We start from the raw sequence: 14,250 nt of genomic DNA on the forward strand, positions 1-14,250 counted from the left end.
CTTACAGGTAGTATATAAACTCATTGTTGTACTTCTTGTATACCCATGATCCAAGCGCAAGATAGAAAAGTGCATAGAACAGACAAAGTCCATGATACTGTAAGGAAGGAATTGTCATATCTATAACTATTGTCCTGAAATACTTGATCATTACATATACAGGATTTAGTAAAAACATTGTCTGAACCTGAGTACTAAACCTGTCAACAGGATAGAATATCGCAGACAAATAGGTGAGAAGTGTCAGGAATACATCGTATAAATACCTGATATCTCTGAAAAACACAAATAATGCCGACAGAATCATTCCTATTCCTATATTCATTATAGTAAGACATACTATAGGGAATATGAGCATGAACATCTTCGGCGTAAACTGGATTTTATCCAAAATACAGAACAAGAAATAAACTATCAGCGTCAGCGCAAAATTTACCAACGCTGAAATATTCTTTGACAACAAGAATAAATACTTTGGCAGATTTATCTTTTCAATTATCTTGGCGTTCTTCATTAGTGAATCCATACCGTTTTTGGTAGCTTCCTTATAAAAAGCCATAACAAGGTTACCACTAAAGAGGTATGTTGTGTAATGCTCCATATTTCTGCTGAAAAACTTTGTAAATACAATCTTCATTACAAGCAGTGTAAGAAGCGGTGACAGTACGCTCCATGCCATTCCAAGAGAGGTTCTCTTATACTTCTGCGAGAAGTCTCTTTTTACAAGTTCACTGAAAAGGAACTTATACTGTCTTATAACTCTAATCCATTTTTTAAATAACTGTTTAATCATTTATTATCGCCTTTTTACCTAGCATAGGAACTTATATCAGGATTTAATCCCATTTTCCCATACTTTCTTATATCTTTCCCAAAAAATTCTCTTACTATTCTCTCAGTTGCATGCCCATCGCACGCACTCATGAATTTATTTCTGAACTCATGAATTTGTGATCTGTATTCAGAGTTTTCAAAATTATTTGTAAGCTCGCTTATAGCACCTATCAGCTCATCATTTGTCCTGCATACGGGGCCCGGTGTCAGACTGTCATAGTCGTAATAGAACCCTCTGTTGTCAAAATATGCATCAAGGTCAAATGCAAAGAAGACCATAGGTCTTTCGAATAATGAATACTCATATATAAGTGAAGAGTAATCCGAGATGCAAATATCCGCAGTGCAGATAACCTCCTCCGTAGTCAGAAACTTTGACACATCGAAGGCAAAGCTTTTGCATTCATCCGGAATTCGAATCTTATTATGAACTATCGGATGGTTCTTTATTAAAAGAATGTATTCATCAGAAAACTTCTCACAGAGCAGCTTAATATCAATCTCTTCCGGAGTATGTGCCGTTTTTGTCTCTCCCCTGAAGGTCGGCGCATATAGCATCACCTTCTTATCCTTTGATTCGGGGATAAGCTCATGGAGTCTGTCAAAAGCTTTGTCTATATAATCTTTTCTGTAAAAAACATCTGTCCTGCTTACGCCTGTAGGTCTGATGGATTCTTTTCTGTTTTCCTTACCCATGGCCTCGACATAAGCCCATACTACTTCGGGACTGCTCACAGTCACTATATCATAATCCGGATGTCCGGGGTACAATTTGGCTTCAATCCCGGAATCACCAAAGCCTTTGTCCTTGGTGCTAAGTCCGAATTTTTTGAAGGCTCCGCACCCATGCCAGGTGCAAAGCATATGTGCATTTTTCCGTTTTCTCATACAGCCGAATATATCAGCTGCCTCATTAAAAATGATGTACTTTGCAGTGGCTGCATCCTTTAAAAACGCGAAAATGCTTCTATATTTTTTTGAATTACTGTCAAAACCATGCCTAATAAAGTGTGTTTTGAGTTCAAGGTTATAGTTTTCATCCAGATAGTTATAAAGCTCAATAAAGCTGTCAGATAGCTCCGGAAGTCTCAGCTCCACAAAAACAACCTTATCATCCTGCAATGGTTTTATTGTATTCAGGTTATAGTACAGAGGAAAGACTATCTTCCTCGTACAAAACCTGAACAGCTTATGAAAAACTGACTTAAGCGCCGGCATTTTGATTTCTCCCGCTCATTATACTATCTGCTGATGATATAATCTCCGTTTGCGTTGAGTACAGCTGTATCAACCACTTCTCCTTTATCATAATCATACACTACTATATTAAGTCCAAATCTGTTCAGAGAATAATCTGTACCATTTATGACTATCTTGCAGTCATCACCTGAACGAAGGCCATTACTGGTAATTTTATACTCTGTTCCGTCTGCAAGCTTACCGGAAATATCATTTATACCTTCACTTGCAGGGCTCTCCTGAAGCATTTCAACCTCAGCCTGACCGTTACTAACTACAGCAGCATATCCGCATTCAGCAGCTCCTGCAAAATTTTCAGGCTCTGATAGTCCAAGTGCTTTAAGACCATTCTTTGCAGCATCATCAAGACCCTCAAGGCCACTTGTTTTGTCTGCCAGGATCACAGCGATGTTGTCCTTATTCTTTAAATAATCAAAGTACTGTGCCACATCATAATACTGCAGATATTCCAGAGATGACAAACTCTCTGAAACCCGTACCTTGCCTGTATCACCTTTAGAGTTTATCTGAAATTGAATCCTGTCACTCTTGAAGTTTGAAAGATCCAAAGTTGCAGTATAAATCTTAGTATCCGTGTTCAATGTCATTTTCTCAAAATTAAGAGTACTCTGATCAGCGGGATCGAAGAACTTTATAGAAGTATCATCTTTTCTATCCCACTTCCTGACACCTATAATCTTTGAAACCTCAACAGTAAGCTTCTTGCTCTCTTCGTCATATGAGACCATCTTAAGGTCAACATCGGTATCCTTAAGCTGTGTAACATAACCGTCACTACTTAGTATTCTGCCCTTTTCATTATCATAGATGAAGTAGTTGAAGCCGTTCCTGTTCCTTGTGTAATCCACACCTTCTACTATAATATGGCTCACACGTCCGGCAAAATAGCCTCCACTGTTGATCTTATAGCCAAGTCCGTCCTTAAAGCTTCCTCTGTACGTTAAGTAGTTACGATTAACCTTCTCGGTTACAGTTCCATTCTCTATCACACCATAAAAGCTCTGCATTTCAAGCGCAGAAAAATCAGTCTCAAAGCCAAGCTCATTCATGGCCTTCTGATCGTACTCCTTAAAGGCAGTGGATGATGCGGATTGGCTCGCGCACAATACGGTAATATCTTTTCCTTCATCCAGGTATTCCTTCACTTTATGAAGGAAGCTGAGATATGTCTCTGAAAGCAGATAAATATCTGTCTCCATATCAAGTATCGCAGTCGCGCCACCAAAGGACCCATTTGCTACTGCCTTCAAATGTCCATAATTGCCATCCAATTCCGAAGTATCAATGATGGTACTATATGTAGTAAAGCCATCAAAGTCCATGGTGTATTTCTTCGCCTCATCATCATTTCCGGATGAGATATACAGATCCATGGATTCAATGCCCTCTGCCAGGCCTAAGATCTTCTTTATTTCTACTCTAAGCTCGTTCTCTTTATCTGTCTTTGATACATCAATAACAGCATCGTAGGTTCTCTGGAACTTAACAAAATCCTTTTCACCTGTATCCATCAGTTCATCCAAAAATACGGACTTCTCCTGCAGATACGTATTGAAAGAGTTTTTACCATATTTCTCTAAAAGCGTCTCCTCTGAAGAAAACAGATTAGTTCCAAGACCAAGTCTGTCACCGGGAATCGTAGCGCCAAGAGATGCGATTGCGGTCGGAAACATATCAAAGGTTGAGTACTCTCTTCTGTCGTTGCGCTCGGGCTCTACAGCTGAATTTATAAAGGTCGTATAGACCTTTCTCTGATATGAAGAATCCACATTGTTGCAATAGTTAAGATCCATCGTGGGGTGGTCACCGACTATTACAATAGAAGTATCCTCATAAAAGTCCTGCTGCTGTACCCATTTAACAAACTCGCTTATCTTCTTACTTGAGCAGGCATATACATTTGAGTACTGATCGTCGAATTCATTTCCGCAATCCTCACATACATAACCGTCTTCGAAGTGGGTATCAACCGTGAGAAGTGTAAGGTTAAAGGGCTCATCTCCCTTAGCCAGCTCGGTAGCTTCCTCTTTTGCAAAATCGAAAAGCTTGGCATCCTCAAATCCCCAGAACACATAGTAATCCTTCGGAATCTTACCCTGATCCTGCATGTAGTAATAATCCTGCATTTCAAAATTTCCGTGATCCATGAAATATGTAGCTCTTCCGCCAAATACTACGGGCGATCCCAGCATGAATACCTGCTTGTAGCCATTATCCTCGAGCACATCTCCCATTGTGACAATATTTGGGAAAAAGCTCTCCATCGTAACCATTCCGTTTCGGCCAAGACTTGTCTTTAGGGGGAGTCCTGAAGTCTGACCAAAAATGGCTGCCATTGTCCAGGTTGTATCGTACAGTGCAACTCCTCCGTTGATGGCATTATCATCCCCGGAAAAATCTTCATTTTCCTGAGCAAGTGCTGTCAGCTCCGGAATTACATTCTGATCAAATGCTCCTCCGTTTTCCTTATCGGCAAAAGTAGTCTCTCCTGATTCCATAAAAATATATATGAGGTTTCTCTTTTTCTCAGGAAACTCAATATTTACATGGTCCGGATTAACGTAGTTATCAGCTATAAATGTTCCCGGGAACAGCTGCCCTCTAATATAAGGAACAACTCCCAGATTTCTGCAGGTTATGACAAACATCACAAGAAACAGTCCCACACATAAAATCGCGGAAACCGGCATTATGAATCTCTTTTTATCACTGTTTTTCAAAAAAACAAATCTGCAAAGAAGTATAACAACCAGAACAACAATTGTCGGCACAACACTATTTAACACATACTGAAGAATCATTCCGCTTCCTGTTCCTTCAAGTGAAGCAGTAAGCTGATATAATACCTCTTCGAAAGTAAGCTCCCCCCAAGTAGTCAGCATCCATCTGAGACTGAATCCAAAAAGGGCCGCAACTATTATAAGTACCCACAGCAGAGCTTTCCCTACTGCTTTCAGTCGTCCTCTATGTTTTCCCATAATAATATCCTCAAAAATCCTGTTTTATACAATCTAGTTATTTTATCAATAATTGCTATACAAAACAAGTCGACCAAAATAATAATGCAAATTGCATATTTCTAAACTATAATATTCTCACATAATAAATAAGGGGAAGCCTCTATAAATAAGTAAATAGAGCGAATTCAGAATGAAAAAATTCAAGAAAACAGTCAAGAAAGTAATCATGCCGTTATTTGGCATTTACGCAAAATCGCTTCGAAGCTCTCAAAACAAGACCTTTGATAAATACGCAGCAAAGCTCCAAGCAGATTCATCCGCAACCGGGCAGGAGTCCATCGCTCTTGTACTTATGCCGGGGTCAGATGTATCAGAACCTGCAATAAAGAGAATAACCGACCGTCTTTCAGGACAGTATAAGCTTAATCTCATTACTTTTCCCAAAAAAGAGCTTACCTTTAAAAAAATCAACGATGCTATCATAAGCTCTGATTCTGACTATGTATTTTTGCTGAACAACATATATGATGTCACTTCCGGATTTGATCTGTCTGTTATTTCAGAGCTAAAGAGCAGTGACAATATCGGAGTTATAGGTATTCCTTCCTATTATTCTCCTCTTTCAGGAATTACTCGTTCATACCTTGTAAAGCAGGAAGGTCTCTTTACTGAAAAACACACCAAAAAGAACAGCTCATTTTCTGAGTACTCAATAAAAACGAAAAACAATCAAAAGACTGATTGGCTAAAAAAGCAAGGATTCACTAATGAGCTTATTCCTTCAACGGATTTTCTTTTTATGTCCATGAATACATTTAAAGATATTGGAGCTTTTTCCATTTTTTATGATGTGAATTATCTTACGTTTCCTTTATCCGATCTGTGTATCACGGCAAATGCAAAGGGCTATGAAACAAGACTCTCAAGAGCTGCGGTATGTGCTGCCAATTCGGCAACTGCTGATGCAGACGCCAAGAAAACCAACAAAGAAGTTTTCCGCGGCAGATGGTATAGAGATTTATCTGAAAAATCTAAGGACAAAACAGGAGTAACACCTGTCAAAAGGCAAAGTTCCGATGCCTCCGATAATAATTGCGCGTTAGATCCAAAGAGCATAGATATCCTGGGACCTATGCCCGACAATGAAACAACAAAAAACTGGGGCGATTATCATTTTGCCGTAGCTTTGAAGAAATCCTTTGAGAAAAAGGGCTATAAGGCCAATATTCTTCCCCGCGAGCGCTGGTATGACAGATCAAATTCAAAATATGTCCTTGTTCTTAGAGGTCTAAGGCCTTATTACAAGAGCGCACTTGGTTATGATCAGGTTCTTATGTACTGGCCAATCTCTCATCCCGCTGAAATCAGTCACGATGAACTGAGGCAGGCTGACTACATATTCTACCCTTCCGAAAAAATGAGAGAACACTTTGAAGGTGACGTCTCTGTTCCATCCTGCATATTGCCTCAGTGTACGGATCCCGAGGTCATGAAAAATGAGGAGGGCTGTACTATGTCCCCCGAGCTTTTGTTTATCGGTAACAGCAGACATATTTTCCGCAGAATCCTTAAGGACCTCTTACCTACAGATCATGAGCTTAAAGTATATGGAAGACACTGGGATGATTATCCTCAGGTAAAAGAGCACCTTGTAGCCGAATACTATGATAATTCAAAAATCTCTACAGCGTACCACAATGCTGCGATACTTCTTAATGATCACTGGGACGATATGCTCGAATACGGAATCATCTCAAACAGAATTTTTGACGCTTTGTCAGCGGGTGCTTTTGTTATCAGCGATGAGGTTTCGGGAATTCACGAATTGCTGGGCGATAGCGTAGTAACCTATAAGGATAAACAGGATCTGCATGACAAGATAGAATACTACCTGTCACATAAAGATGAGCGAGATAAAATCGCCGCCAGCGGATATGATAATGTAATAAAGAATCATACCTTTGATAACAGAGCAGAGCTAATAATAGAAAAGATGGGTCAGTTTTGACCCATCTTTTTTAATCATTATAAGAACTTTTAGTTCTATTTGATCTAATCTTGCCTTATCAGCTTCATATTCTCTTATTTAGTCCAGCGTTCTTAAAACATCGATTGTTCTTACAAGTCCGCTCTTCATATCATAATCAGCCTTCCAGCCAAGTTCCTTAAGCTTTGCAGAATCAAGCATCGCCTTCGTAGCCTTGGAGTAGCCTGCTGCCTCTGTGGCATCGGGAAGCTCGAAGATTACCTTGGTACCCACATAGTCGGCTATGGCCGCAGCCATATCCTTTAGAGTGATATCGGATGCCGGATCTGCAATATTGTATGCTTCACCATTTTTACCATAGAATAGGCAGTACAAAAGTCCTGTCACAGCATCAGAAACATAGCTATATGAGTAAAGCTGATTGCCCTCTGACTTAAGGATAATATCCTCTTTATCGACGCCCTTTTTGATGAACTGTGAAATAGCCTTGGTATCTGTCTTAAGCATTGAAGGGCCATAGGTTCTTGAAAGTCTTGGAATGACCACATCAAGTTCCTTCTGCTTCTTATATGCCTGACAAAGAGCCTCACCTGCGCGCTTACTCTCAGGATAGCCAGCTCTCATTGTGTTGCAATCGATATAGCCGAGATAGTCCTCTGCGAATTTCTCGGTATCTCCGCGATTTTCGCCATAAATCTCAACAGATGAAGCAAAAACAAAACGCTCAGCCTTTTTATCAGCAGCGTAATCAAGCATGTTGCGAAGACCAATAATATTGGTGATGATCGTACCGATAGGATCTGTCGAATACTGAAGCGGATGCGTATTGCTTGCAAGGTGAAGAACAAAGTCCGCATCTTCCGCTAAAAGCTCAGGATTAAGATCATCGTTTACATCCTGTACAATTGCCTTAAATAGCTCTGTGTCTCCGGAAAAACCAAAGCGGCTATATATCCTCTCCTTGTTTCTTCCGAGAGCTATGATTTTAGTCTTACTATCTAATTCATTATTGCGGTAATTGAGTACATCTATCAGAAAGCTGCCGATAAGTCCCGTTGCTCCGGAAAGCATAATTGTTTTTCCGCTGAGCTTCTCCCAGGGGAGATCCATTGTTGCGACGCGTTTGATGTCTTCCTGATATAGGTTATTTTCCAGTAATTTCATGTGTCCTCAGTTCCCCTCATCCGGCACTTCGTGCCACCTGTCTCCGTTCCACTTCGGTCCGCGCAAAACAATCGTCCCCCGGACGATTTGCGCCCCCTAAGGGGGAAGGCATTTTTTTGTCGAAGCTACGCTTTGAGGTGTCGTTAATATTTTTGATTATTTCTAACTCTTTCAAATTACTTAAGCCAATTATCTTTATCTGCCTTGAGGTATGCCTTGAACATCTCAAGGTCATCCTTGGTTGTAAGCTTGATGTTCTTGTCTGATCCTGCAGCAAAATAGAGCTTTTCGCCAAGATCAACCATCATTGTGTTGGTGTAGGCACTTCCCTTGATTCCGATTTCCTTCTCAAAGGCTTCATGATATGCCCAGTCAAGCTTGCCGAACTTATAAGCCTGAGGTGTGGACACACGTCTCAATGTTTCTCTGGGGATATACTTTGTAGTTGTTCCCTCTTCCTCATTGTCCACAACAAAGATCTGCTCGTTATAAGGAAGTGATGTAACCGCATTGCCATGCTTTTTGCAGACAACTATTACATCAGAAAGAACCATCTCATCCACAAGAGGTCTGATTCCATCATGAATAATTATGATGTCGTCATCATTGGCCTTTCCTTCGAGGTTGTAAACGCCGTTTCTGATGGATTCCTGGCCGCTCTCGCCGCCGGCTACGATCCACTTCAGCTTAGTGATATTGAACTGCTTGGCATATGCCCAGACCATATCCTGCCATCCATCGATGCAGACAAGCTCAATAGCATCGATCTGAGGATGCTTCTGAAAGCCCTCGAGCGTGTAAATAAGCACAGGCTTATCATAAACATTGATAAACTGCTTAGGAATGTCCTGCTGCATGCGGTGTCCTGAACCACCTGCGATAATGATTGCAATATTTGCCATTTTTCAACCTCCTGATCCAAAATCAAGCTCTACTGCTGAATGTATTTCTCTGTCCTCTATAGGCGGAATATCCATATAATGCGGTCCGTAAAGAACTTCCATGTACCTCTCGGTTCCTTTTGGAATCCTGACCTTCATGCCTTCGAAAACCGCCTCGCGGGATTCGCACATATCTTCACGTCTGTACATCTCGCCAAAATAGTGCTTTCTTCCGCTTGGAATACATACGTATTTCGAGTCGTTATGACCACAGTAAGAATACCAATATCCAACCCTTTTTGCAACTTTGTCGAGGCTCCTCCACTTGAAGAGTCTGCCAATTTTCATCTTCTTTGCAAAGGCTTCCTTAAGCACTTCATTCACTGAAAGATAGGGCTTAAGCGCATCCCAGTCCTCTGCTGTTTTCCTGCAGGTAAGTATATATCCCTGCATCAAGCAAAAGGTCCCGTGGATTTTCCTTAAAAGCGCATTGTCATAGGTATTTTCAAGAACAAATATGTCTATGAATATTCCGGTATCTTCCATCGTTAGCTCGTTGAACGCCTTGTATACCGTGCCCTTTTTCTTGATCTGAACATGGCTCATTCCGTAGCCCCTTCCGAAATCAGGGCCGCACAGAACATATCTGTCTCCGAGTCTCTTATCAAATACTTCCTTTAGGCGATCGTAGTCCTTCCTTGGCATATTGATGTCTATATCATCGTCCCAGGGAATGAACCCCTTATGCCTTATGGCTCCAAGTACTGATCCGCCGCTTAAGGTGTAGAAGATTTTTTCCTCTTCAAACACTTCTATAAAGTCCTTAAGCATATCAAGAAGTGTTACCTGAAGCTTTTTCAATTGTTCGTCGCTAAGTTCAAATGTGCCCGGCGCTCCGCGAAATCCTGTTTTAAAAAAATGTCGCCTGTCATCGGCGCCTATGGCCTTACTATTTCCCATTCTCAAGTTCCTTTTTTACTTCATCCCAAGAAGCAACATCCGAATAGAATCCATCCACTCCCTCGGCAATATACTGCTTCATTTCCTCCGGGTCATTTATTGTATGCGTAAAAAGGATTCCTCCGTTCTTCTTTATCTCCTCAGCAAATTCCTTGCTTATAAAGCTCTTCTTGGCTGTCCATGCGATGAAATCATGATGCTTGGCTGCATATTCGATCGCTTCAGGAGTTCTCTCCTCCTCCTCGGTGCGATAGAGCGTGAAAATAATGTTTTTAAAACCCATAGCTTCCATCTCACCCGCTTCCTGCTCATGATAGACCTGAATTATAAAGCGGTCCATCATATCAGGGGCAGCCTCCGCAATGAGCTTTGCACCTTCTACATTATAGTCCTTTTTGATATCCGTCACGATATAGAAGTTCTCATGACCTCGTAAAAAGTCCACAAGCGTAGACAGTTCAAGCGGCGTAAACTCGCCTTCAATTTTACAGGACAGTGCCTTCTCTAAGGAAACCGCTTCAGTAAGGGCTTCGCCGTTATCATAAAACTGCTTCCAGGAATGTGCGCAAACGAGCTTTCCATCCGTAGTTTTAAGAAAATCCAGCTCGCAGAACATGTTTCCATTAGCGTAGCAGTTATTCAATGCTTCCACGCTGCTTGTATAGTTCACCGTTTCTCCGTCAGCCTTAGTTATAAATCCGGCGGCATGAACTATATGTCCCTCAGCAGCCAGAGCCTCGCGAACATATTCTATCTCGGCCCGGTCCTCATCTGAAAACTTCACGCCCGTTCCTATGCCAAAGGGAAAATTCGAGAAAACAAGAACTGCTACCACCAAAGCACCGATTACTACTACAGCAGCTTCTATGGCAACTCTTTTCTTTATATTATCCTTGGTGAAATGATTAGTCAGAGCAAACAAAAACGATAGCACATCGCTTTTTAAAAGCGATATGCCGTAAGATGATGTTAATGCGAATGTCGCAGCTTTTTCTGGTTTATTCACAATATATTTCTCACTTGTCCCCTAAAGTTAAAAACTGTGACCATATTTTTTATGAAAAATCTTGGCCGCAAGAAATGCTCCACCCTTTTTGATCCAGTTGACAGTCTCAATATGCACGCAAGGCAGCTCCTGTATCTGATATCTGGGAATAGAGCCTGATGTTATCTGATAGTCCAGCCAAACATTGAAAATAAGCTCAGCTATTCTTCCTACATATCTGCCCTGATAAGCTCCGAGATTTTTCTCAGGATATCTCTTCTCAACCTCAGGAAGTATGGTAAAGAGCCACTCACAATATTTGTCAAAGAGATCCTTGCGCATGACCATCATATTAAACATATGTCCCGAGGTCTGTGTCATAACTCTGTCAAATGACTCCATATACTCAGGAAAAAGTTCCTTTATGACCTTACCTGTCTCATCGAGCTGCTCTACATAATGTGTGTGGGCATAATGAGATTGCAGTGTCTCTATGTAATATCTTCTTTTTTTAGGGACAATAATACTGCTCTTTTGCAGAAGTCTCTTTACTTCCTCACCGCCAATGATTCTGTTGAACGGATCATCCTCTCCCCTTGATTCCGGAGAAGCAAAGTATCTTCTGTAATGAACAAGTCCTATATAATCAGCCTTGAGATTCTTCCACGCCCAATACATACCGGTAAGTTCACAGTAGCTACTGTTCTTTTCGGATATGTTATCACCCGTATTGTCTTTAGTATACGGAGTATTGGCCGCCTTTTTCATACCCGCTCCCACCTGCAGCGGCATATATATCGGATCATCAGGCATTCTGTATTTTTTTGTTGTCGCGATTATTATCTTGATATCGGGCATCCCCTGTTCCTTTTCCTTATACCAATATCTAAATGCTAATTTTACCGCACTTTGCCATCTTTGTCCACGAGTACCCACCCCGGCCAGTATTCATGCATCAGCTCGGGAGTGACAGGTTGATTGTTTCTCATAACCAGTGTCCTTACAGGAATCCTGTCCTTTCTCCTGTTAAGTCTCGCTCCCCAGAACGAAAACGTAGAATTCGCGCATATATTTCCCTTGCAATGACTCATTAGCTGAATATCAAGCAATGAGTACTTTCCGGTATTGTGATCCACTATCGTGTATCTTCCGGGATCGGAATATCTCTCCCTTGCATAGTCAGGATCATTTGTAAAAATATAGAAGTGTGTATCCTTATCAAGTGCTCTGAAATAGTCCATAGCACTGTCATAGTACTCATCTGTGGCTATATTTCCGAAAAGAGCAGCATTTTCAGGATCCAGATAATCTCCTCTTCGAATATGGACACTTACACTGGGAGTCAGCTCCATCTCATTCATAAGATCCATATTCTTAATATTTATCTCCGTGTCAGGATGAGTGGGAAATACAAACAGGTCCCGCAATTCATCCATAATGTCATCATAATATTTCTGACAGGCAAAATAGCCTTCGATATACTTATCCCTTAGCTCATAAATCTCAGGATGATACATACAGCTCTCGCTGAATGTCCTAGATGCGGAAGGAATCACCTTCTCAAAAACCTTCCTCGCGATACTTCTGTCTCTAAAATACGCTCTCTCCTCATCAGTGCATATATTCATGGGAAGATTCGTAAAATATGACAATTCAAGCTTTCTCTTTGCAAGCACTCCGCTCTGATTGGTCTCGTCAAACCAGCCTATATCCAGCTTAACATTTTTATCCGCACCGGCTCTTAACAGCTTCCTGTACATGGCATACTGCTGCATCTGGTTGCCCAGACCACCGGCTATCTGTATTATCAGCATTATCAGGTTAACTCCTTTATATATCGCACATTATCGGCAGCTCTTTTGCTGTACTCAGGCATGATTTCAGATAGTCTCATTTTGATCTCATCTTCCTTCGCTGCTATAAACTCAAAGGCTTTCACAAGATCATTCTCGGACTCCAGCTTCTGCACCGGCACAACATAGTTCTCATCAGTGCCGAAAAGGTCCGTTGCTATTCCTCTCGATTTTACGGAGTATCCAAGGACAAGTGTGGGCACGCATGTCGAATAGGCAGCAATCGTTGAATGTGTTCTTGCACCTATGAAAAATCTGCACGCACTTATTATTCCCTTAAGTTCCTGTGCGGAAGTATCTTCTATAAGTATTACCCTGCCTGTAGCCTTGAACTCTTCATATAGCTCCTGCAGGGGTTTCCTATCGTCGTTACTTTTCCAGACAACATGCGGTATCAGCGCAACCTTCATTTCACCAGGTATGGATAATACGTGCTTTATGAGGTTTTTATAGTTATCCATGGTGATACCGGGGCGTGATTCCTTACCCTGAACCATAGGACTCACATTAAGGCCTACAGTATTTCCTTTTTCAAAACCAGTAGGAAGCTTAACCTCTGCCCTCGGAAGTAAAAACGCAGGATCAGGGCACAGCTTCACCTTAGACTCTGGTATTCCGCCATCTATCATTCCCTTATAGGATATGGATTCTCTGACAGTTATAAGATCAAACTTCATCAGATCATCCTTAAGATCAGAAACGGTGTCGGGCTCGATGGAGCAGCCCATCAGCACCGATTGCATTCCTTTTTCAAGAAAAGCCTCATGGGCAAGCTTAAGATCGCCCACCATCTCGGGATAACAATAGTTGTCCCCGCCAATTGACACTGCGATGGGTCTTACAAAGTCTCCTGACTTTGTAAGAATATCCTTAAACTGATATCTGAGAAAGGAAACTGCATCTCCTGTTATTTTCCTGTATACATAATACAAAACATGAGGTATAAAATCCTCTGCTATATGTCTCTCTTCAATGATGCTGCACTCGCCATCGGAAACCCTCTTGCCAAGACCATAGCTTAAGTCCTGTTCCCTGTTGTTGGTGACGATGATAGGTGCTATTTCATTTTCTGTCCTGCCCACGATCCCCATTGCATGAAGCGTTGCATCTACTATGGCTTCGCAGCCGTGATTACCGCTTCCCGCGTGCATATAAAAAATCAGTTGTCTCTCCATTATTTCCCTCATCCGTCAGCTGCGCTGACACCTTCCCCCAAAGGGGGAAGGCATAGACTCTGTTCATCAGCTTCGCTGAAACCTTTCCCCAGTGGGGAAGGCATAGACTCTGTTCATCAGCTTCGCTGAAACCTTTCCCCAGTGGGGAAGGCATAGACTTTGTTCATCAGCTTCGCGTGTATCTTCTTAAT

General features: G+C 41.5%; 11 protein-coding genes. 1 reads left to right on the forward strand and 10 read right to left on the reverse strand.

From position 1 onward, the window contains the following. Position 1 precedes the first annotated feature (1 nt). From G586_RS0118780 to G586_RS25325, 3 genes are read right to left on the reverse strand one after another with little or no spacing between them, the layout of a single operon-like run. Positions 2–793, reverse strand: a complete 792-nt coding sequence (locus G586_RS0118780) for an ABC transporter permease (RefSeq protein WP_026528943.1) — start codon at positions 791–793, stop codon at positions 2–4. A gap of 14 nt (positions 794–807) precedes the next feature. Further along, a complete protein-coding gene (locus tag G586_RS23905) occupies positions 808–2,052 on the reverse strand; it encodes a CDP-glycerol glycerophosphotransferase family protein (protein WP_051204926.1) in 1,245 nt (414 codons plus the stop codon). 23 nt (positions 2,053–2,075) lie between these two features. Beyond that, positions 2,076–5,072, reverse strand: coding sequence for a sulfatase-like hydrolase/transferase (locus tag G586_RS25325; protein WP_051204927.1), 2,997 nt, complete (start codon positions 5,070–5,072; stop codon positions 2,076–2,078). Positions 5,073–5,244: 172 nt separating this feature from the next. Between G586_RS25325 and G586_RS0118795 the strand changes: the two genes are divergently transcribed. After that, positions 5,245–7,062 (forward strand): CgeB family protein, encoded by a 1,818-nt coding sequence (locus G586_RS0118795; protein ID WP_026528944.1) that lies wholly within the window; start codon positions 5,245–5,247, stop codon positions 7,060–7,062. Positions 7,063–7,140: 78 nt separating this feature from the next. On the opposite strand, the gene G586_RS0118800 is transcribed toward G586_RS0118795, so the two are convergent. The 7 genes from G586_RS0118800 to G586_RS0118830 form a co-directional block, all read right to left on the reverse strand. Beyond that, positions 7,141–8,205, reverse strand: coding sequence for an NAD-dependent epimerase/dehydratase family protein (locus G586_RS0118800; RefSeq protein ID WP_026528945.1), 1,065 nt, complete (start codon positions 8,203–8,205; stop codon positions 7,141–7,143). Between the two features lie 176 nt (positions 8,206–8,381). Next, positions 8,382–9,107, reverse strand: a complete 726-nt coding sequence (locus G586_RS0118805) for an IspD/TarI family cytidylyltransferase (protein WP_026528946.1) — start codon at positions 9,105–9,107, stop codon at positions 8,382–8,384. A 3-nt stretch (positions 9,108–9,110) separates the two neighbouring features. Then, the gene (locus G586_RS23915; protein WP_051204928.1) at positions 9,111–10,046 is read right to left on the reverse strand and encodes a LicD family protein; all 936 of its coding nucleotides are present in this window, start codon (positions 10,044–10,046) and stop codon (positions 9,111–9,113) included. Then, a complete protein-coding gene (locus G586_RS0118815) occupies positions 10,036–11,052 on the reverse strand; it encodes a glycerophosphodiester phosphodiesterase family protein (RefSeq protein WP_026528947.1) in 1,017 nt (338 codons plus the stop codon). Before G586_RS0118815 ends, G586_RS23915 begins: the two co-directional genes overlap by 11 nt. A gap of 27 nt (positions 11,053–11,079) precedes the next feature. Next, the gene (locus G586_RS0118820; RefSeq protein ID WP_242832062.1) at positions 11,080–11,967 is read right to left on the reverse strand and encodes a DUF4422 domain-containing protein; all 888 of its coding nucleotides are present in this window, start codon (positions 11,965–11,967) and stop codon (positions 11,080–11,082) included. Beyond that, positions 11,931–12,845 (reverse strand): alpha-1,2-fucosyltransferase, encoded by a 915-nt coding sequence (locus G586_RS0118825; protein ID WP_026528949.1) that lies wholly within the window; start codon positions 12,843–12,845, stop codon positions 11,931–11,933. Before G586_RS0118825 ends, G586_RS0118820 begins: the two co-directional genes overlap by 37 nt. A gap of 2 nt (positions 12,846–12,847) precedes the next feature. Continuing rightward, positions 12,848–14,059 (reverse strand): polysaccharide pyruvyl transferase family protein, encoded by a 1,212-nt coding sequence (locus G586_RS0118830; RefSeq protein ID WP_026528950.1) that lies wholly within the window; start codon positions 14,057–14,059, stop codon positions 12,848–12,850. Positions 14,060–14,250: the final 191 nt, after the last annotated feature.

The organism is Butyrivibrio sp. VCD2006 (assembly GCF_000423925.1).
GTDB lineage: Bacteria > Bacillota > Clostridia > Lachnospirales > Lachnospiraceae > Butyrivibrio.

Bases quoted from the DNA above. Each gene is read 5' to 3' on its own strand.
- G586_RS25325 (WP_051204927.1), bottom strand. From the start codon at position 5,072: ATGGGAAAACATAGAGGACGACTGAAAGCAGTAGGGAAAGCTCTGCTG.
- G586_RS23915 (WP_051204928.1), bottom strand. From the start codon at position 10,046: ATGGGAAATAGTAAGGCCATAGGCGCCGATGACAGGCGACATTTTTTT.
- G586_RS0118825 (WP_026528949.1), bottom strand. From the start codon at position 12,845: ATGCTGATAATACAGATAGCCGGTGGTCTGGGCAACCAGATGCAGCAG.
- G586_RS0118795 (WP_026528944.1), top strand. From the start codon at position 5,245: ATGAAAAAATTCAAGAAAACAGTCAAGAAAGTAATCATGCCGTTATTT.
- G586_RS0118780 (WP_026528943.1), bottom strand. From the start codon at position 793: ATGATTAAACAGTTATTTAAAAAATGGATTAGAGTTATAAGACAGTAT.
- G586_RS0118830 (WP_026528950.1), bottom strand. From the start codon at position 14,059: ATGGAGAGACAACTGATTTTTTATATGCACGCGGGAAGCGGTAATCAC.
- G586_RS0118805 (WP_026528946.1), bottom strand. From the start codon at position 9,107: ATGGCAAATATTGCAATCATTATCGCAGGTGGTTCAGGACACCGCATG.
- G586_RS0118800 (WP_026528945.1), bottom strand. From the start codon at position 8,205: ATGAAATTACTGGAAAATAACCTATATCAGGAAGACATCAAACGCGTC.
- G586_RS23905 (WP_051204926.1), bottom strand. From the start codon at position 2,052: ATGCCGGCGCTTAAGTCAGTTTTTCATAAGCTGTTCAGGTTTTGTACG.